Source organism: Rossellomorea sp. y25 (assembly GCF_038049935.1).
Classification (GTDB): Bacteria; Bacillota; Bacilli; order Bacillales; family Bacillaceae_B; genus Rossellomorea.
In genome coordinates, this window is the sequence record NZ_CP145886.1 from 1989499 (window position 1) to 2009451 (window position 19953).

At 40.6% G+C, this 19953-nt stretch carries 24 protein-coding genes; all 24 read left to right on the forward strand.

Features of this window, described 5'->3' with window-relative positions; translation table 11 throughout:
- Positions 1 to 2: 2 nt before the first annotated feature.
- The 24 genes from flgD (at position 3) to rpsB (ending at position 19834) form a co-directional block, all read left to right on the forward strand.
- Positions 3 to 635: a flagellar hook assembly protein FlgD gene (gene flgD, locus AAEM60_RS09940; RefSeq protein WP_299740858.1), complete on the forward strand. Its 633-nt coding sequence runs from the start codon at positions 3 to 5 to the stop codon at positions 633 to 635.
- An 11-nt stretch (positions 636 to 646) separates the two neighbouring features.
- Positions 647 to 1033, forward strand: a complete 387-nt coding sequence (locus tag AAEM60_RS09945) for a TIGR02530 family flagellar biosynthesis protein (RefSeq protein WP_341357869.1) — start codon at positions 647 to 649, stop codon at positions 1031 to 1033.
- 68 nt (positions 1034 to 1101) lie between these two features.
- A complete protein-coding gene (flgG, locus tag AAEM60_RS09950; protein WP_299740862.1) occupies positions 1102 to 1887 on the forward strand; it encodes a flagellar basal body rod protein FlgG in 786 nt (261 codons plus the stop codon).
- A gap of 83 nt (positions 1888 to 1970) precedes the next feature.
- A complete protein-coding gene (locus AAEM60_RS09955) occupies positions 1971 to 2186 on the forward strand; it encodes a flagellar FlbD family protein (RefSeq protein ID WP_299741293.1) in 216 nt (71 codons plus the stop codon).
- Positions 2183 to 2608: a flagellar basal body-associated protein FliL gene (gene fliL, locus AAEM60_RS09960; RefSeq protein ID WP_299740864.1), complete on the forward strand. Its 426-nt coding sequence runs from the start codon at positions 2183 to 2185 to the stop codon at positions 2606 to 2608. Before AAEM60_RS09955 ends, fliL begins: the two co-directional genes overlap by 4 nt.
- A 33-nt stretch (positions 2609 to 2641) precedes the next feature.
- On the forward strand, positions 2642 to 3640 hold the full coding sequence (gene fliM, locus AAEM60_RS09965) for a flagellar motor switch protein FliM (protein WP_299740866.1): 999 nt from the start codon (positions 2642 to 2644) through the stop codon (positions 3638 to 3640).
- Positions 3630 to 4802, forward strand: a complete 1173-nt coding sequence (gene fliY, locus AAEM60_RS09970; RefSeq protein ID WP_299740868.1) for a flagellar motor switch phosphatase FliY — start codon at positions 3630 to 3632, stop codon at positions 4800 to 4802. Before fliM ends, fliY begins: the two co-directional genes overlap by 11 nt.
- 24 nt (positions 4803 to 4826) lie before the next feature.
- Positions 4827 to 5189 carry a response regulator gene (locus AAEM60_RS09975; protein ID WP_299740870.1) on the forward strand — a complete coding sequence of 121 codons (363 nt, stop codon included), beginning with the start codon at positions 4827 to 4829 and terminating at the stop codon, positions 5187 to 5189.
- A 24-nt stretch (positions 5190 to 5213) separates the two neighbouring features.
- Positions 5214 to 5852 (forward strand): flagellar biosynthetic protein FliO, encoded by a 639-nt coding sequence (locus AAEM60_RS09980; protein WP_299740872.1) that lies wholly within the window; start codon positions 5214 to 5216, stop codon positions 5850 to 5852.
- The gene (fliP, locus tag AAEM60_RS09985; protein WP_299740874.1) at positions 5845 to 6510 is read left to right on the forward strand and encodes a flagellar type III secretion system pore protein FliP; all 666 of its coding nucleotides are present in this window, start codon (positions 5845 to 5847) and stop codon (positions 6508 to 6510) included. Before AAEM60_RS09980 ends, fliP begins: the two co-directional genes overlap by 8 nt.
- 14 nt (positions 6511 to 6524) lie before the next feature.
- Positions 6525 to 6794 (forward strand): flagellar biosynthesis protein FliQ, encoded by a 270-nt coding sequence (gene fliQ / locus AAEM60_RS09990; protein WP_299740877.1) that lies wholly within the window; start codon positions 6525 to 6527, stop codon positions 6792 to 6794.
- A gap of 4 nt (positions 6795 to 6798) precedes the next feature.
- Entirely contained in the window at positions 6799 to 7575 is a 777-nt protein-coding gene (gene fliR / locus AAEM60_RS09995) for a flagellar biosynthetic protein FliR (RefSeq protein WP_299740879.1), read from the forward strand.
- A 1-nt stretch (position 7576) separates the two neighbouring features.
- Entirely contained in the window at positions 7577 to 8659 is a 1083-nt protein-coding gene (gene flhB / locus AAEM60_RS10000) for a flagellar biosynthesis protein FlhB (protein ID WP_299740880.1), read from the forward strand.
- 18 nt (positions 8660 to 8677) lie between these two features.
- On the forward strand, positions 8678 to 10714 hold the full coding sequence (gene flhA, locus AAEM60_RS10005; RefSeq protein ID WP_299740883.1) for a flagellar biosynthesis protein FlhA: 2037 nt from the start codon (positions 8678 to 8680) through the stop codon (positions 10712 to 10714).
- On the forward strand, positions 10711 to 11871 hold the full coding sequence (gene flhF / locus AAEM60_RS10010; RefSeq protein ID WP_299740885.1) for a flagellar biosynthesis protein FlhF: 1161 nt from the start codon (positions 10711 to 10713) through the stop codon (positions 11869 to 11871). The genes flhA and flhF overlap by 4 nt, the downstream gene beginning before the upstream one ends.
- A 13-nt stretch (positions 11872 to 11884) precedes the next feature.
- Positions 11885 to 12706: a MinD/ParA family protein gene (locus tag AAEM60_RS10015; RefSeq protein ID WP_299740887.1), complete on the forward strand. Its 822-nt coding sequence runs from the start codon at positions 11885 to 11887 to the stop codon at positions 12704 to 12706.
- A 9-nt stretch (positions 12707 to 12715) separates the two neighbouring features.
- Positions 12716 to 13804, forward strand: coding sequence for a chemotaxis response regulator protein-glutamate methylesterase (locus AAEM60_RS10020; protein ID WP_299740889.1), 1089 nt, complete (start codon positions 12716 to 12718; stop codon positions 13802 to 13804).
- A 15-nt stretch (positions 13805 to 13819) separates the two neighbouring features.
- Positions 13820 to 15844, forward strand: coding sequence for a chemotaxis protein CheA (locus tag AAEM60_RS10025; RefSeq protein WP_299740891.1), 2025 nt, complete (start codon positions 13820 to 13822; stop codon positions 15842 to 15844).
- A gap of 33 nt (positions 15845 to 15877) precedes the next feature.
- A complete protein-coding gene (locus tag AAEM60_RS10030) occupies positions 15878 to 16303 on the forward strand; it encodes a chemotaxis protein CheW (protein ID WP_341357987.1) in 426 nt (141 codons plus the stop codon).
- 15 nt (positions 16304 to 16318) lie between these two features.
- Positions 16319 to 16954: a chemotaxis protein CheC gene (locus tag AAEM60_RS10035; RefSeq protein WP_299740893.1), complete on the forward strand. Its 636-nt coding sequence runs from the start codon at positions 16319 to 16321 to the stop codon at positions 16952 to 16954.
- On the forward strand, positions 16951 to 17448 hold the full coding sequence (locus tag AAEM60_RS10040) for a chemotaxis protein CheD (protein WP_299740895.1): 498 nt from the start codon (positions 16951 to 16953) through the stop codon (positions 17446 to 17448). The genes AAEM60_RS10035 and AAEM60_RS10040 overlap by 4 nt, the downstream gene beginning before the upstream one ends.
- A 100-nt stretch (positions 17449 to 17548) precedes the next feature.
- Complete coding sequence (locus tag AAEM60_RS10045) at positions 17549 to 18307, forward strand: FliA/WhiG family RNA polymerase sigma factor (RefSeq protein WP_299740897.1); 759 nt, start codon at positions 17549 to 17551, stop codon at positions 18305 to 18307.
- 135 nt (positions 18308 to 18442) lie between these two features.
- A complete protein-coding gene (locus AAEM60_RS10050; protein WP_299740899.1) occupies positions 18443 to 18967 on the forward strand; it encodes a hypothetical protein in 525 nt (174 codons plus the stop codon).
- A gap of 159 nt (positions 18968 to 19126) precedes the next feature.
- Complete coding sequence (rpsB, locus tag AAEM60_RS10055) at positions 19127 to 19834, forward strand: 30S ribosomal protein S2 (RefSeq protein WP_044337376.1); 708 nt, start codon at positions 19127 to 19129, stop codon at positions 19832 to 19834.
- Positions 19835 to 19953 lie beyond the last annotated feature (119 nt).

Below are 19953 nucleotides of genomic sequence, written 5' to 3' on the forward strand. Positions count from 1 at the left end.
ATATGACGAAAATCGATCCGAGCTTACTATATTCAACCGTCCAAACAAAACAGCGTGAAGGTGGTAAGGATATTCTGGGAAAAGATGACTTCCTGAAGATCCTGATGACACAATTACAGAATCAAGACCCGTTAAATCCGATGCAGGACAAAGACTTCATCGCACAAATGGCTACCTTTTCATCATTAGAGCAAATGACGAACCTGACGCAAACAATGGAGAAATTTGTGGATAACCAAACCCAAACACAATTGATCTCTTACAATCAGTTTGTTGGTAAACAAGTGACATGGCATAAAATTATAGAATCTGAAGAAGGCGATACACCCGAAATACAAGAAGGACAGGGGTTTGTTAAAGGAGTCCGCTTTACAGGTGACTCTGTTGAATTCATCATGGAGGACGGCACGATTCTGACTCCCGGGAATATATCGCAAGTGAATACGACGGATATCCCTGAAGCTTCTCTCGTAAATGCATCTTTATTAATAGGAAAGAACGTAACATGGAACAGCGAAGATGGAGAGATGAGCGGAATCGTTCAATCCGTATCAACGAAAGATTCAAAAATATGGTTTCATACAGAAGCAGGGGACAAAATTTCCAGTGATAAATTAATCAAAATTGAATCTTAGGGAGTGGTTGTATGGAAAAGACATTCGTTCATCGTTCACTGCAACCAATTACACCAAATTATAAAACGAAAGCCTTTACTAAACCTTCAATCGCATCATCTTTTGCTGCTCAATTAGATAAAGCCATTCAAGAAGTACCCCTTATGCAGATCAGTAAGCATGCAAAAGTAAGGATGGAACAACGGGGAATCTCTATTACTCCACAAACATGGGAGAAGATAGGGGAGAAAGTAGATGAGGCGAAAACAAAGGGTGTTCAAGATTCACTGGTGATTTTAAAAGATGCAGCACTAATTGTAAGTGCAAAAAATAAAACAGTGATAACAGCATTAGACCGTGATGAAGCAAGTTCTCAAATTTTCACAAATATAAATGGAACCATACTAATAGACTCATAGGCTGGACCAAATAGGAAGCCTGTAGCTGTGGAATGATCGAAGCAGCTAACACGAAAGGGGAAAAATCAATGTTACGTTCAATGTATTCAGGTATAAGTGGAATGAAAAACTTTCAAACGAAGCTGGATGTAATCGGAAATAATATTGCGAATGTTAATACGTATGGATTTAAAAAAGGTCGAGTTGTATTTAAAGATATGATTAATCAAAATATCTCTGGAGCTAGCGCTAGCGGTGCCTCAAGGGGTGGTGTGAATGCTAAACAGATAGGGTTGGGTTCGCAAATTTCAACCATTGACACTATTCACACTACAGGAAGTCTGCAATCAACTGGACGAGTACTAGATTTAGCAGTTTCCGGGTCTGGTTTCTTTCAAGTAACGGACGCAACTGGTGGTGAGACTTTATATACGAGAGCTGGAAATTTTTACCTCGATGAATCTGGTGATCTGGTTACAGGTGATGGATTTTATTTGTCTCCAAAAATTAATATTCCTACTGATGCAAAGAGTATGAGTATTGGTCAAGATGGTACAGTGAACTTTGTTGATAAGGATGGTGTACTTACACCTGCTGGACAATTACAATTAGCAAAGTTCCCAAATGACGGTGGACTGGAAAAAGCCGGGGGGAACTACTTCAAAGTAACTACTAACTCAGGTGCTCCAATTGTTGATTCACCTGGAGTATCTGGAATCGGAACAATTGAATCAGGTTTCCTTGAAATGTCAAACGTAGACCTATCCGAAGAATTCACCGAAATGATTACGGCACAGCGTGGATTCCAGGCAAATACACGTATCATCACAACGTCGGATGAAATCTTGCAAGAGCTTGTAAACTTGAAACGTTAGTTCGTTAAAAAGGGAGGAAGGGACTGGCTAATCGGAGGGTACCTTTGGTAAACCCCGATGATGAAAGTCGGTCCCAAAAGCTGATGATCACGTTAACCAGACTGAATGGAAAGACGTTTACGTTGAATGCTTTATACATAGAAACAGTAGAAGCGTTTCCAGACACTACGATTCTATTAACAAATGGCAGAAGATATGTTGTGAAGGAAACGGTGGACGAGGTTCGCTGCCTTACACTTTCTTTCTTTCAAAAAGCAAATCTACTAAGCCTGCCGCATGGGGGAGGGAGTACTAGTTGAAGAATAAAGCCCTGACAATCATGATGATCTTGTTGGTTACGATTACGCTTGTCGGTGTGATTGCGTTAGTTGTCATTCTGAAGTTTTCAGGAGATGAAGAAACGAAGGAGCCTTCCATTGAAGAAGTGATCGAAAACTCCGTGGATATCCCTGAGACGACTACCAATTTAATGAGCAATGATTTTATTCGTATTTCCTTTAAGATTCAAACGGATAGTAAAAAAGCGAAAAGTGAGTTGGAAAAGAGAAATTTTCAAGTGAATAACATCATCATAGAAGAGCTTTCAGAATTGAAAGCAGAAGAACTGCAAGGGAAAAAAGGGAAAGAATTGATCGAAACAAGGGTAAAAGACAAAGTGAACTCCCTTATGCAAGAAGGAATGGTAGAAAGAGTCTATATCACCTCTATGATGATTCAATAAAGTAGACTATAAAGAGTATTTGGAGGTGAAGGCATGGCTAGTGAAATTTTATCTCAAAGTGAAATCGATGCTCTGTTGTCTGCTCTCAATACGGGAGAGATGAGCGCAGATGATTTCAAAAAAGAAGAAGAAGAGAAAAAAGTGAAAGTGTACGATTTTAAGAGAGCTTTACGGTTTTCGAAGGATCAAATCCGAAGTTTAACGAGAATTCACGAAAACTTCGCCCGTATCTTGACTACCTACTTCTCTGCCCAACTAAGAACGTACGTTCAAATAAACGTGGCATCTGCTGACCAAATCCCATATGAGGAATTTATCCGTTCCGTTCCGAAAATGACGATTTTAAATGTCTATGAATTGCCTCCATTGGATGGAAGAATCCTCATGGAAATCAACCCTAATATCGCTTATTCGATGATGGATCGGGTGATGGGTGGAAGAGGAGTCAGTGTTAACAAAGTAGAGAATTTAACGGAAATTGAAACAAGGATCATGAGTCAGCTCTTTGAAAAGGCGTTTGAGAATTTAAGGGAAGCCTGGAGTACTGTGGCGGATGTAGATCCGTTTTTTGCAGAATTTGAAGTGAATCCGCAATTCCTTCAAATGGTGTCACCAAATGAAACGGTTGTGGTTATTTCATTAAATACAACGATTGGTGAAACAAGTGGAATGATTAACATCTGTATTCCGCACGTTGTCCTGGAGCCGATCCTTCCGAAATTATCAGGAAGCTATTGGATGGAAAGCAAACGGAAAGAGAGTAAGCCGGAAGAAACGGCACATCTTGAAAAAAGAATCAAGAAAGCCCAAGTACCAATTGTAGCTGAATTAGGACGTTCTGATATTTCAATTGAAGAGTTCCTTATGCTGGATATAGGTGACGTAATAGAAATGAACACCCGAATCGATGATCCTTTAACGATCAGAGTGGGTGAAATTCCCAAATTTACTGCTCAGCCAGGGAAGTCAAATAAGAAACTGGCGGTACAAATTTTAGATTCCTTGAAGGGGGGAGACGACGATGATGAGTGATGATATGTTATCACAAGATGAAATTGATGCTCTTCTTCGTGGTTCTGCAGAACCCGAAGAGGACACAGAAGAGCGCAAAACGATAAATAGTAATGACTACATTAGTTCAATTGAAGAGGATGCCTTAGGTGAAATAGGGAACATCTCCTTTGGGAGTTCTGCAACGGCTTTGTCTACTTTGCTTAACAAAAAGGTGGAGATAACGACCCCTAAAGTAACCATCATTAATAAGAATTATTTAGAAGAGGAATTTCCTCATCCATATGTCGCCATTCAGGTTCAATATACTGAAGGATTTTCAGGAGTGAATTTGTTGGTGATCAAACAATCAGATGCATCGATCATCGCTGATTTAATGCTTGGTGGGGATGGAAGGAATCCATCTGGTGAATTGGGTGAAATTCAGCTTAGCGCCGTGCAAGAGGCCATGAATCAAATGATGGGATCTGCTGCAACCTCCATGTCCACGGTATTTAGTAAGAAAGTGGATATTTCCCCACCATCCATCGATCTGATGTACATACCTAAAGGGGAGGGGGAAGAAAACCTTCCTGATCAAGATCTATTAGTGAAGGTATCATTCTCATTGAAAATTGGGGACCTCATTGATTCGAGCATTATGCAGCTGTTGCCCCTAACTTTTGCCAAGAGCCTGGTGGATGAATTAATGAATGGTGGAGCTACTGAAGAAGTTGCAGCCGCGGTTGCACCGGGCGTCGATCCTCCTACTGCTCCACAACCAGTGCCTGCTTATAGCGGTATGTATGAGGAACCTGTCCGTACTTCCCACCAGCACGGGTCTCCTCAACATCTGGGCGGACAAGGCGTGCATGGAGAAACCGTAAATGTACAACCGGCAACGTTTAGTCATTTTGAACCGACAACGCTGGGACAACAGGAAACAAAGAATTTAAATATGTTATTAGACATTCCTCTTCAGGTTACGGTAGAGCTCGGAAGAACGAACCGGTCTGTCAGGGACATACTTGAACTATCATCCGGTTCCATTATAGAGCTTGATAAATTAGCGGGAGAACCGGTTGATATTCTTGTGAACAGCCAATTAATGGCTAAGGGAGAAGTTGTCGTGATAGATGAGAACTTTGGTGTCAGAATTACGGACATCGTAAGTCAAAGTGATCGTATTAAAAAACTTAAATAACTTAGACAATGGAGGATGACGGTAATGGCGAATAAAATTCTGATTGTTGATGATGCAGCTTTTATGAGAATGATGATTAAAGATATTTTAACGAAAAATGGGTTCGATGTAGTTGGAGAAGCAGCCGATGGAAGTCAAGCTGTTGATAAATATAAAGAACTGAAACCTGACCTGGTCACAATGGATATTACGATGCCGGAAAAAGATGGTATTGCAGCTTTAAAGGAGATTAAAGGATTCGACTCAGGTGCGAAAATTATCATGTGCTCTGCAATGGGTCAACAAGCAATGGTGATTGATGCCATTCAAGCGGGTGCAAAGGACTTTATCGTTAAACCATTCCAAGCTGATCGTGTCATCGAAGCTATCCAGAAAGCTCTAAGCTAACAGATTAATAAGAAGGTGCATGTATTGAAGAAGTTTCAAATTCTAGTGGGTCTGATCGTTTTCATCATTGCTGCAAATGCTGTAAACCAAACAGCATTTGCGGAAGTGAATAATGTTAAGGACTGCATAGAGCATCCTGAGAAATGCAATGAACAACAAGGTAAAGAGGCGGACAGTTCTGATTCAGGTGTCTCTACCTCGGTTACTTTTTTGGATTATCTTAAAATGATCGTTGCTCTTATCTTTGTAGTTGCACTTATTTATTTTTTATTGAAGTTTATAAATCAAAAAGGAAGATCCTTTCAACAGACGAAATTAATCAATCATTTAGGTGGAACGCCACTCGGGGGCAATCGTTCTGTCCAAATTGTTAAGGTAGGCAAGCAAGTACTTGTACTGGGTGTGGGAGAAGATATTCAGCTACTGAAAGAAATTCAGGATGAAAAAGAAAAAGAAGAGATACTATCCTATTATCAGGAAGCTCAATTTCCCGATACTAAAACAGCCGTTTCCAGTTGGTTGACAAAGGTAAAAGGCCCTTCTCCAGCGTCTTCTAAAAGCTCATTTCAATCACAGTTGAAATCACAGCTTGAGGAAATGAGCAAGGGAAGAAAGAAGATGTTTAAGGATTTAAAGAATAAGGAGAATCATTCAGATGAATGAATTCATGGAGTTTTTTAATAGTAGTTCTGCTGATAATGTATCGACAAGCGTAAAGCTGCTATTATTATTTACCGTCCTTTCACTGGCACCCAGTATTCTGATATTAATGACATCTTTCACCCGGATCATGATTGTCCTGTCCTTTGTCAGAACTTCTCTCGCCACTCAGCAAATGCCACCCAACCAGGTATTGATTGGAATTTCATTATTTCTTACGTTCTTTATCATGGCTCCAACTTTTCAAGAGGTAAACGATGAAGCATTGACCCCTCTTTTTAATGAAGAGATTAATCTTGAAGAAGCTTACGAAAAGGCTTCGATTCCGTTTAAAGAATTTATGAGTAAGCACACAAGACAAAAGGATCTAGAGTTGTTTTTACAGTATTCCGGGGCAGAACGGCCGGAGTCTGTGGAAGACATACCTCTTACATCCCTAGTGCCGGCATTTGCGTTAAGTGAAATCAAGACGGCTTTTCAAATAGGATTTATGATCTTTATTCCTTTCTTAGTCATCGACATGGTGGTAGCAAGTGTCTTGATGTCCATGGGGATGATGATGCTCCCTCCTGTAATGATTTCCTTGCCGTTCAAGATTTTACTGTTTGTGTTAGTGGATGGCTGGTATTTAGTAATAAAATCTCTTTTACAAAGTTTCTAAGTAGGTGAGCTTCAATGAATGCTGAATCTGTTATCGCAATAGCGGAGCGTGGAATATATGTAACCCTCATCGTTTCAGGTCCATTACTGCTGCTGGCCCTCGTAGTCGGGTTGGTCGTCAGTATTTTTCAAGCAACAACACAAATACAAGAACAAACCCTTGCGTTTATACCTAAGATTGTGGCGGTCTTGATCGGAATTGTTTTCTTTGGCCCTTGGATGTTAACGAAGCTTGTGACGTATACCTCACAAATCTTTTCGGATTTAACAAGGTTCGTAGGGTAAGAGAATGGAAGAACTTGTACCTATTCTATCGGTATACTTACTTGTGTTTGTAAGGGTTTCGGCTTTTTTTGTTACAATGCCCCTGTTTTCATACCGTAATATACCTGCACAGCATCGGATCGCTTTCTCGCTTGTACTCTCATGGGTGATGTATTACACGATTGATTCTGCGGCATTTGAAATCAACGGACAATACTTTTTATTGATTATGAAAGAAGCCATGATCGGTCTTCTCATTGGCTTTGTTGCCTATATGATCGTTACGGCCATTCAGATAGCAGGAGGATTCATAGATTTCCAGATGGGGTTTGCCATAGCCAATGTAATCGACCCTCAAACAGGAACCCAAAGCCCCTTGATGGGTCAATATTTATATACCTTTGCGCTTCTTTTGTTGCTTGCCCTGGATGGACATCATTTACTACTGGACGGAATTTTCTATAGTTATCAATTGATTCCCATCGATAGCCCTTGGATTCCATTTGGAGATGAGAGATTAATTGATTATGTTATTTCTTCCTTTAATTCAATGTTTATCATTGCCTTTCAAATGTCGATTCCGGTGGTTGCAACATTATTTTTAGTAGATGTGGCTTTGGGCATTGTCGCCAGGACGGTTCCACAATTAAACGTCTTTGTCGTTGGGTTTCCCATTAAGATTGCCGTTGCCTTTATCGTGTTATTTATTGTAATGGGTGTGATGTTTGCTGTCATGCAGCAGCTATTTGAGATGATGTTTGTAACCATGAGAGATTTAATGAGAATAATTGGAGGCACATAAATTGCAGTGGCTAACATTAGACCTACAGTTTTTCAGTGGGGAGAAAACAGAGAAAGCAACTCCGAAAAAGAGGGATGACGCCCGGAAAAAAGGACAAACAGCAAAAAGTCAGGATGTGAATACAGCAATCATCCTTCTTGCCGTTTTTTTATTCCTTACATTCAGTGCTTCTTATATTGGAAATATTGTGTTCGATCTCTTTAATCAAACCTTTCAGGAATATATGCTGATGGAACTGACAGAGAATACAGTTCAAGTCATAACCATGGATATTATGAAAGAGCTTGCGTTACTTCTCGGACCGATTATGTTAGTGGCCTTACTTGCCGGATTGTTTTCGAATTATATTCAAGTAGGAGTCATGTTTACCACTAAACCGCTGGAGCCGAAGCTTGAAAAGATTGATCCGATTAAAGGGTTCAAGCGTATCTTTTCTTTAAGAGCAATCGTTGAACTATTAAAATCCATTTTAAAAATTTCATTTGTTGGGGCAATCACCTTCGTCATTCTCTGGATGAATATTGATCAAGTGTTAAGCTTATCGTTTAAATCAGTGGGGGATTCATTAGCAACGATGGCGAGCTTGACTGTGCAAATGGGAATCGCTGCTTCACTTGCGCTACTATTCTTATCTCTATTCGATTTTCTTTATCAGAAATATGATTTTGAAAAAAATATTCGAATGTCAAAGCAGGATTTAAAAGATGAACATAAAAACATCGAGGGAGACCCACTAATTAAATCCAAAATTAAGCAAAGACAGCGTGAAATGGCTATGAGACGCATGATGCAGGAAGTTCCTGAAGCAGATGTAGTAATTACAAACCCTACTCACTTTGCCATTGCTCTTAAATACGATGAGAATAAAATGGATGCGCCTTATGTAGTGGCAAAAGGCGTTGATTATCTAGCACAGAAGATTAAATATATCGCCAATGAAAACGATGTGGTTATGGTGGAAAATCGGCCCTTAGCCCGGTCCCTATATGACTCGGCTGAAATAGGCGATGCAGTACCTGAAGAATTTTTCAAAGCAGTTGCAGAAATTTTAGCTTATGTTTACCGAATAAAAAATCAAATGTAAGCAGTTAGGAGAGAAACAATGTCAGCAAGAGATTTATCCGTACTAGCCAGTGTCATATTAATCGTTGCCATGCTTATCATCCCGTTCCCATCCTGGTTATTAAGCTTACTGATCATCGTTAATATTTCACTTGCACTCCTTGTACTCCTAACCTCGATGAATATGAATGAGCCATTGCAATTTTCTATATTTCCTTCCCTATTATTATTGTTAACACTTTTTCGATTAGGTCTAAATGTTTCCACAACGAGATCAATCCTTAGTAAGGGTGAAGCAGGGGACGTTGTGGAAACCTTTGGAACATTCGTTGTAGGGGGAAATATTCTCGTCGGTCTCGTAGTATTCATCATCCTCATCGTGATCCAATTTATTGTCATAACAAAAGGATCTGAGCGTGTGTCCGAGGTTGCGGCAAGATTTACCCTTGACGCAATGCCCGGTAAGCAGATGAGTATAGATGCCGATTTGAATGCCGGGATGATTTCAGAGCATGATGCCAGAAATCGTCGGGAAAAAGTAGGGCGGGAAGCAGATTTCTATGGTGCCATGGACGGGGCATCCAAGTTTGTTAAGGGAGATGCCATAGCTGGTATTGTCATTGTCATGATCAATTTAATCTTCGGTATTATAATCGGCATGACACAACAAGGGCTTCCTATTGCCGAAGCGGCAACCCGTTATTCTTTACTGACAGTCGGAGATGGAATCGTCAGTCAGATTCCTGCCCTGTTGATTTCAACAGCCACGGGCATCGTGGTAACAAGAGCCGCATCTGAAGGGAACCTGGGACAGGATATCATGAATCAGCTACTTGCTTATCCTGCGATGCTATATGTAGCAGCCTTCACGATCTTCATGCTGGGTGTAGCAACTCCTATTCACGATATCTTAACCATTCCAGTGGCAGCCTTATTAGCGATAGGGGCTTACATGCTTTCAAGGTCACCTAAGGAAACTGAATCCGACATGATGGAAATGGAAGAGGAAGTAGAGCAGGATGAAATGAAAAGTCCGGAGAGCGTCGTGAACTTACTGAATGTGGATCCGATTGAATTTGAGTTCGGCTATGGTCTGATTCCCCTTGCCGATACGAATCAGGGAGGAGATCTCCTTGACCGGATTGTGATGATACGCCGTCAATTAGCGATAGAGCTGGGGCTGGTCATACCTGTAGTAAGGATCCGGGACAACATACAACTTCAACCGAATGAATATCGTTTGAAAATTAAAGGCAATGAGATGGCCCGTGGAGAGCTTTTGCTTGATCATTATTTAGCCATGAGTCCAGGTGTGGAGGATGACTCGATCGAGGGAATTGATACGATCGAGCCATCATTCGGTCTTCCGGCTAAGTGGATTTCAGAAGATATGAAAGAGCAGGCAGAAATATTCGGATATACAGTTGTGGATCCGCCGTCAGTGGTGTCCACCCACATAACCGAAATGATTAAAACAAATGCTCATGAACTACTTGGCAGGCAGGAGACGAAACAGCTCATTGATCACCTGCAGGAATCCTACCCGATATTAGTGGAAGAAGTGACGCCGAATCCTTTAACAGTAGGTGAAGTACAAAAAGTATTAGCCAAGTTGTTAAAGGAAAATGTGTCTATCAGAAATTTGCCGATTATTTTTGAAACACTTGCTGATTATGCCAAAATGAGTTCAGATACAGATCTTTTAGCTGAATATGTCCGGCAATCGTTGGCAAGGCAAATTACCAGTCAATATGTTCAAGGAGATGCTTCCTTAAAGGTTGTGACTATGTCAGGAAAGGTTGAAAAATTGATTGCCGACGCCATTCAACAAACGGAACATGGAAATTATTTATCAATGGATCCAAACGATTCTCAAGGAATCCTGGAGGCAGTCGCATCACAAATGGAGCAGTTGTCTCTTATGGAGGAGTCACCGATCATTCTGTGTTCCCCAGCTGTGAGAATGTACGTAAGACAATTGACAGAGAGGTATTTCCCACAAGTGCCTATCATTTCATATAACGAATTAGAAGCAACTGTAGAAGTACAAAGTTTAGGGGTGGTGAATGTCGGATGAAAGTAAAGAAATATGCAGCACCTTCCATGAATGAGGCAATGAAAAAGGTTAGAGCTGAATTAGGGGATGATGCTGTCATCCTAAACTCTAAAGTAGCGTATACGGGTGGATTTATGGGGTTATTTAAAAAGAAGATGATAGAGGTCATCGCTGCCATCGATCCAGAGGTTGAGATTGAAAAGATGGAAATGAATAAGATGAAAGCCGCATCTGCACCAATCGTTCCTACTTCCGATCCTTCCGAAAAAAAATACGACGGTCCTAATCGGTCGGTAGAGTCAGAATTAAAAGAACTAAAACACATGATTTCTACCATGAAATCAAAAAATCAATTCCAGAATTACTCTGAAGATATTCAAGAAATCTTGTTATATCTTAAAAATCATGATGTGAGTGACCCAACACTCTTCCAACTTGGTGACTATCTTGAAGGAAGGATCAAGGGTGGTTTTCTTCCAGGGAATAATCGAAATGAATGGGCCCGACAGGAAGTCACGTATTTTCTTAATGCTCTTCTGGAGGAAATCTCTTCAGGCGGTATGAGTTACAAGAAGAAATATATTAACGTAGTTGGCCCTACAGGTGTGGGTAAAACAACTACTTTAGCAAAAATGGCTGCTGAGGCAGTCATTGAGAAACGGATGAAAATAGCTTTCATCACGACGGATACGTATCGCATTGCAGCGATCGAGCAATTAAAAACGTATGCCGGTCTGTTGAATGTACCAGTTGAAGTAGTCTATAAAATGGAAGACTTTAAAAAAGCAATCGATAAATTCCGGGACTATGACCATGTGTTCATTGATACTGCCGGCCGGAATTTCAGAGAAAAGAAATATGTAGAAGATTTGCGGGGAATTATCGACTTCAAGCATCACATGGAAACGTTCTTGGTTCTATCCCTGACCAGCAAGGAGCGGGATATGAAGGAAATCATTTCACAGTTTTCTTCTATTGACATTGATCGGTTCATTTTTACGAAATTGGATGAAACATCCAGTTATGGCTCTATGATCAACATGATGTCCGAGATGAAGATCGGTGCAGCCTATGTAACAATCGGTCAGGATGTACCTGAGGATATCACCGAGGTGAACATTGAAAAAATAGGTCATTTTCTAATGAAAGGATTTCGCTATGAGAGATCAAGCATATAACCTAAGGAGGAAAATGCTCTTAGATGACTCTCCTCCTGCTAAAACGATTGCAGTTGTAAGTGGAAAGGGTGGGGTCGGAAAATCGAATATCTCAACTAACCTTTCTATTTTGCTTGGTAGAGAAAATAAGAAAGTATTATTATTTGACCTTGATATCGGGATGGGAAACATTCATATATTACTGGGAAGTCATCATACCTACTCAATCATGGATTATATCGACGAAAAAGAATCGGATATCGACACGATTATTTGTGAAAATGTTCATGGTATTTCTTACATAAGCGGTGGGAATGGCCTGAAAGACATAGTGGAGTGGAAAGAGAAGCAGATAGAACGCTTCTTTGAAGTGTTAGAGTATGCAGTTCAAAAGTATGATTATATTCTTTTCGATATGGGGGCAGGTGCTACGAAAGAAACAATAGAGTTCCTCCTGGCCATGGATGAAATCATTGTAGTCACGACACCTGAACCTACTTCAATCACAGATGCCTACTCGATGATGAAATATATTTACTTGAGAGATCAAGAGAAAAAGTTCTATCTGACATGTAATCGGGCTGAATTCAAGAAGGAAGGCCTTGAAACGATTACTAGACTGCAAGAAACGATGAGGAAATTCCTGCATAAGGAGATTGTCTCTTTAGGGGTCTTACCCGAAGATTCAACGGTCAGGAAGGCGGTCATTCAACAAACCCCCTTAGTCGTTTCTTACCCTGCTTCAGCCATGACCTTAAGTCTGCGTACGATGTTGCATCAGCTTTCCGGGGGACAACCGGTGAGTAAACAAGCAGGTTTTTTAAAGAGTATGAAAAATTTATTTTTTGGGAGGTAAAAGTCCTGAATGAAAAAGGTTCTAGTTGTAGATGATTCAGCATTTATGAGAAAACTTATTAGTGATTTTCTAACAGCCTCAAAGCAACTAGAAGTGATAGGAATTGCAAGGAATGGTGAAGACGCAATCTCGAAAATTAATAAACTTCGTCCTGACGTCGTAACCTTAGATGTTGAAATGCCAAGGATGAATGGAATAGAAGCCTTAAGGCGGATTATGGGGGAATGTCCAGTTCCTGTCGTGATGCTCTCTTCCACAACCAGAGAAGGGGCAGAGGAGACTTTTAAAGCCATGGAACTGGGAGCTGTGGATTTTATCGCTAAACCTTCAGGGACCATATCATTGGACCTTCATAAAGTTCAAGATGAAATAGTTGAAAAAGTAGTCGCGGCAAGCAAGGTGAATATGACAAAGATGACCAAAACTTATGGGAAGAGAAAGAGGTCAGAATTAAAAGGATCAAGCAGACAAGCTAATGGGACAGAACTCACGACAGCTTCAGAAAGCAACTGGAGCATGAATTCACCGAAAATAATCCTAATTGGAACTTCAACAGGAGGTCCACGCGCTTTACAGCAGGTGCTGACTGAATTACCACCTAACCTGGATGCACCAGTTGTAGTGGTGCAGCATATGCCGCCTGGTTTTACCAGATCACTCGCCAATCGGTTAGATGGTCAGTCAGTCATTAAAGTGAAGGAAGCGGAACATGAAGAAATCCTTCAAAAAGGAACAGCATATATAGCACCTGGTGGTTTTCATACAAAGGTTGTTGAGTTTGGATCACAATTATCCATTCATCTTTCAAAGGAAGAAGCACCAAGGAATGGTCACAGACCTTCCGTTGACATATTGTTCGAATCCGTAAGCTTGATTCTAGACTATGGCAAAATTGCTGTCATTATGACCGGTATGGGTTCTGATGGCTCTGAAGGATTGATCAAGCTTAAAGAACGAGGCGAAGTGAGAGCCATTGCAGAATCTGAAGAATCTTGTATTGTGTTTGGAATGCCGAAATCGGCTATCGCGACAAATTTAGTGGACAGCGTGGAAACCATCGGGGATATTTCTCAAACCATTATGAAGTACATGTTGTAGAGAGGTGTGGTGCACATGGAATTGAGTCAATATTTAGAAGTTTTTATAGAAGAGAGTAAGGAAAATCTACAAACCTGTAATGAGCAATTACTGGAATTGGAGAAAAACCCTGAAAACCTGGCGATTGTTAATGAAATTTTTCGTTCAGCTCACACGTTAAAAGGAATGTCTGCAACGATGGGATACGAGGATTTAGCAAACCTTACCCATAAAATGGAGAACGTACTGGATGCTATTCGAAACGAAAAAATAAAAGTGACGCCAGAAATTTTGGATATTGTGTTTAAATCCGTTGACGACTTAGAAGCAATGGTGTTTTCTATCGCAGACGGCGGAGATGGGAAGCGGGACGTGTCAGAAGTAGTAACTCTCCTCCAAGCGATTGAAAAGGGTGAAGTTCTACAGTCAGCTAGTAATGAAGTTGCCGCATCCTCAGCCACCGAAATACATACATTATCCATGAAGTATGAAGCATTTGAACAAACCGTTATTCAGCAATCCTATGAACAGGGATTCCATTGCTTTGAAATCACCGTATCCTTGCGGGAGGATTGCCTTTTAAAAGCAGCAAGGGTTTATATGGTTTTTGAAGTGCTGGAACAAATCGGGGAAGTCATTAAGTCTTTCCCAACTGTAGATCAGCTGGAAGAAGAACAGTTCGATCATTCCTTTGTTGTAGCCGTTGTGTCAAAAGGGGATGCAAGTGGCATAGAAAAGAGTATACGAAAGGTATCTGAGGTTGAAGAAGTCACTGTACTGGAACTCACCTCTCATCATCTTCATGATAATGAAAATAATGCTAATGAGGAACAGCATAGAGAAGGTGTTGAAAAAGAAAGGGAAGAAATGATACCCAAAACAACAAGTAATCCATCAAAACAATCGAACCCTTCGAGCAAAACGATCCGTGTGAATATTGAACGCTTAGATGTGCTGATGAATTTGTTTGAAGAGCTTGTCATTGATAGAGGCAGACTGGAACAGATCTCTAAAGATTTGAATAACCCGGAATTAAATGAAACGGTTGAAAGAATGACACGGATTTCCGGAGACTTACAAAGCATCATTCTCAATATGCGGATGGTTCCTGTAGAGACGGTATTTAACCGCTTTCCACGCATGGTAAGGCAGCTTGCAAGAGATTTAAATAAGGAAATAGAATTAGAAATCATCGGGGCAGAGACCGAACTTGATCGTACGGTCATTGATGAGATTGGAGACCCTCTCGTCCACTTAATTCGAAACGCTTTAGATCACGGAATCGAAATGCCTGATGTTCGTACTAAAAATGGTAAGCCTGAACAAGGAACCGTCAAGCTGCGAGCCTATCATAGTGGAAATCATGTATTTATTGAACTAGAAGACGATGGTGCAGGAATAAATAAACAGCGGGTACTGGAAAAAGCGATTCAAAAAGGAATTGTATCAGAAGAAGTTGCGCAAACCTTATCGGATCGGCAAATCTATGAACTCATCCTGGCATCAGGCTTTTCTACTGCTGAGCAAATCTCGGATATCTCTGGTAGGGGAGTTGGCCTTGATGTCGTCAAAGCAACGATTGAGTCATTGGGCGGTTCAATAACAATCGACTCTACTGTTGGACAAGGCTCACTGTTTTCTATCCAATTACCATTAACCTTATCGATCATATCAGTCATGCTTGTTGAAATTGAAGCTGAGAAATACGCAATTCCACTTTCTTCGATCATAGAGACGGCCATAGTGAAAAAAGAAGAGATGATGAACGCACATAATCAAAGAGTGATTGATTTCAGAGGCAAGATTGTACCATTGTTATTCCTCAAGGATGTTTTCGAAGTTCCTAAAGATTCAAAGGATGAGGACTTATATTCTGTCGTGGTTGTCCGTAAAGGTGAAAAGATGGCAGGGTTAGTGGTAGATTCCTTTATTGGTCAACAGGAAATTGTTCTAAAATCATTAGGGAATTATCTGCACGATGTATTCGCTATTTCCGGTGGCACTATATTGGGGGATGGAAAGGTAGCGCTGATTGTTGATTGTAATGCGTTGATAAAATAGGAGGTAAGGGAAATGAGTGTAGTATCAGAGACGATGGAAGACCTAAAGCTTATCGTATTTCAATTGGTGGATAAGGAATATGCGATTCCCGTCAATCAGGTTCGGTCAATTGAGAAGCTGCAATATATTACGAGAGTGCCTGGAATGCCTTCCTATGTTAGGGGAGTAATAAATTTACGTGGTGTCGTAACTCCCATTATCGATTTAAGAAGCCGATTTGGTTTATCCTCTTCAGATTCATTAGAAAGCACCCGTTTGATTATCGTTGGTTCAGAGGATAAAGAAGTAGGATTGATCGTAGATTCAGCAAATGATGTGTTAGATGTAGCGAGAGAAATGATTGAACCGCCGCCACAAGTTGTCGGAATAATGGAGGCAGAGTACATTGGTGGAGTAGTCAAGCAGAACAAACGTTTGTTGATCCTGCTCCATCTTGACAAAATTCTGGAATCCATTTAAGGGGGTCAGATACGAATGGGATATGAAAAGAAAATATCGTCAATGCACTTGGATATTTTGAAAGAAATCGGAAATATTGGAGCGGGTCATGCTGCAACTGCCCTCTCCACTCTACTGGGTAAGAAGATTGATATGAAGGTGCCCAGTGTGCAGGTTGTTACATTCGATGAAATGATGGAGATGGCAGGGGGACCGGATAATGTGGTCGTAAGTGTATTCTTAAGGATTGAAGGGGAAGCACCGGGAAGCATGTTTTTTTTGTTGCCTCTTGAACAAGCCTCTATTTATATTCGGACCATGATACAGGATCGTTCCTTTTCATTTAGTGAACCGCCGTATTCAGAATTAGGATTATCAGCTATGCAAGAGTTAGGTAATATTCTCTCAGGTTCTTATTTGTCGTCCCTATCTGACTTTACGAATCTTAAGCTATTACCTTCAGTCCCCGCTTTATCGGTAGATATGGCCGGAGCCATCATCGGTTTCGGATTACTTGAAATTTCTCAGGTAAGTGATTATGCGATTGTTATAGATACTGCCTTGAAAGAAGAAGAATTTCAGAAATCAGAAAGTGTGAAAGGTCATTTCTTCCTCTTACCCGATCCGGATTCATTTGAGGTCATCTTTCAATCACTTGGTGTGAAGTTATGAATGCTTTACACACCGTGGTAAAGGTGGGGATTGCAGATATGAATATCGTGGGTAATGGAAGTTCAATTCGCACATCGGGCTTGGGTTCTTGCATTGGAGTTGTACTATACGATGACCTTATCAAATTGGCAGGTATGGTCCACGTTATGCTCCCCCATTCTACGATAGGGAAAGAGCCGTTGATGAACTTAGCCAAATACGCAGACACGGGAATAGAGGAACTCATTCGACAACTGGGAATACGGGGAGCGAATATGGGGAGACTTAAGTGCAAAATGGCGGGAGGTGCACAAATGTTTCAATTTCAGGCAAAAAGCGATGTGATGAGAATAGGTCCGAGGAATGCGGATGCAGTTAAGGTGGCCCTCTTGAAGCATCGAGTTCCGATTGTAGCAGAGGACATTGGTGGTAATAAAGGGAGAACCATTGAATTCTTCACATCGACTGGAATCCTTCATGTTCGCACAGTTAATGAAGGAACTAAGGAATTGTGAGTATACGTTCAGTTTCAAAAAGTTCGTTTGCTCATACTCAAGGTGTTTTATACTTTAAAGTAGATTTCAAGAAAGAAAATAGTAAGCAAGGAGGATACTTATGTCTCAGCAACCCCCTCGAACAGATGAACAACTATATTGGGAGAGATGGATAAACAGTCGTGATACCCGGGCAGGTGACATGTTAGTGAAAAAGTATATGCCACTTGTGTCGTATCATGTTCAGCGAATTTCCGTTGGGCTGCCAAGAAACGTCTCGAGAGAAGATATAAAGAGTCTTGGGTTGATGGGATTACTGGATGCACTTCAGAAGTTTGATCCAACGAGAGATCTAAAGTTCGATACATATGCTTCCTTCAGAGTACGGGGAGCAATTCTTGACGGACTAAGAAAAGAAGACTGGCTTCCGCGATCAACAAGGGACCGGGCGAAAAAAATTGAAGCCAAAACAGTGGAACTCGAACAAATTTTATTGCGACACGTGACGGCTGAGGAAGTGGCTGCTTCGTTAGAAATCGCTCCGGAAGAAGTTTACCAAACGACCAATGAACATTTCTTTGCCAATATTCTTTCCATGGATGAGCAACTAACCGATGATGATCATGAATCTCAGAGCTATTCTATTAAAGATGATAAGACGATCTCTCCTGAAGAAGAAGTGTTGAAGGGTGAAAAAGTATCGGAGTTAGAGAAAACGATTCTAACCCTCTCTGAAAAGGAACAGCTTGTATTAAGCTTATTCTACAAAGAAGAATTAACGTTAACGGAAATCGGGGAAGTAATGAAACTATCAACATCGCGTATTTCACAAATACATTCCAAGGCCATCTTTAAACTGCGCAATTTATTAGGCTCTTGACCCTCTCGATTGACAGAACAGTAAATGAGCCAAACCAATAGATGTTGATGGACTGTTCCGACGAAATGCAGTTTAAGGGGGCAGTCCTTTATAGTTTTAAGAAAGACTAAAATCAAACTAAACTAAGGTGATTTCATGGTAACATTCCTGCTTTTTATATCTTTTCTTCTTAATATCGTTGCATTGCTGGCAATCGTCATTTTATACTCAAGGCAAAATCGTTTTCTTAACATGGAAAAAGAACAAAAGAAAATGATCAAGGAATTGGAAGAGGTCATCTCTACTTATCTGATCGAAATGAAAGAAGAGAATGAAGAGTTCATGCGTACATTTAATCAACATGCTAAAAGTGAAAAACGTATCACTGACAATACGGATGATGAGAATGTAAACAGTTCCCCGCTTCAAACCAATCCCAAGTGGTCAGGAGCAGGATATAAGCAAGCTTCAAAGGCCTATCAGCAAAAATTAACACCACAAATGGGAGCCGGCGAAAAAAAGTTTGAGGTGCAACCAACAGTAAAAACCAATGAAGATCCCTTTCTTCAACAGGTTCTCTCACTAAAGAGAGAAGGATTGACCGTAGAAGAAATAGCTCAAACTGTCGGAAAAGGTCAAACAGAAATTGAGCTTCTTTTAAAATTTCGTCAAATTATGTAGGAAGTTCTTGATTGGTCTGAATAGGTATGCTATAGTATTCATGGTGTGATTACACACGTTTCTCGATTGAGGTAGATGGTGCTATTTTTGATAAATAGTTTCTACTACAAGATGACGGAAACGGAGGAGAAAACAAAAACCATTTAGGAGGAAACACACATGTCAGTAATTTCTATGAAACAATTGCTAGAAGCTGGTGTACATTTCGGACACCAAACCCGCCGTTGGAACCCAAAAATGAAGAGATACATCTTCACTGAGCGTAACGGCATCTACATCATCGACCTTCAAAAAACAGTTAAAAAGGTTGAAGAAGCTTATAACTTCGTTAAAGAATTAGCTGGTAACGGCGGTAAAGTTCTTTTCGTCGGTACGAAAAAGCAAGCACAGGAGTCTGTTAAAGAAGAAGCAGAACGTGCAGGTATGTACTACATCAACCAACGTTGGTTGGGTGGAACTCTTACTAACTTCGAAACAATCCAAAAGCGTATTTCCCGTCTTAAAGAAATTGAAAAAATGGAAGAGGACGGAACGTTTGAAGTACTACCTAAGAAAGAAGTAGTACAACTTAAAAAAGAACATGAACGCTTAGTGAAATTCTTAGGCGGAATCAAAGATATGAACACGCTACCTGATGCATTATTCATCATCGATCCTCGTAAAGAGCGTATCGCAGTAGCTGAAGCTCGTAAACTTCATATCCCTATCGTGGGTATTGTTGATACAAACTGTGATCCGGACGAAATCGATGTAGTTATTCCTGCGAATGACGATGCGATCCGTGCAGTTAAGCTTCTTACAGGTAAAATGGCAGATGCTATTTTAGAAGCTAAGCAAGGTGAAGAAGCAGCTGTAGCAGCTGAGTAATGAATGAAAGGTGATAAGAGGGTTTACCCTTATCACCTTTTTTTAAAGAGTATTCACATTTACTGTCCTCAATTATAGAGACAGTACATTTTTGACTCTCACCTATTGGTGACATAGTC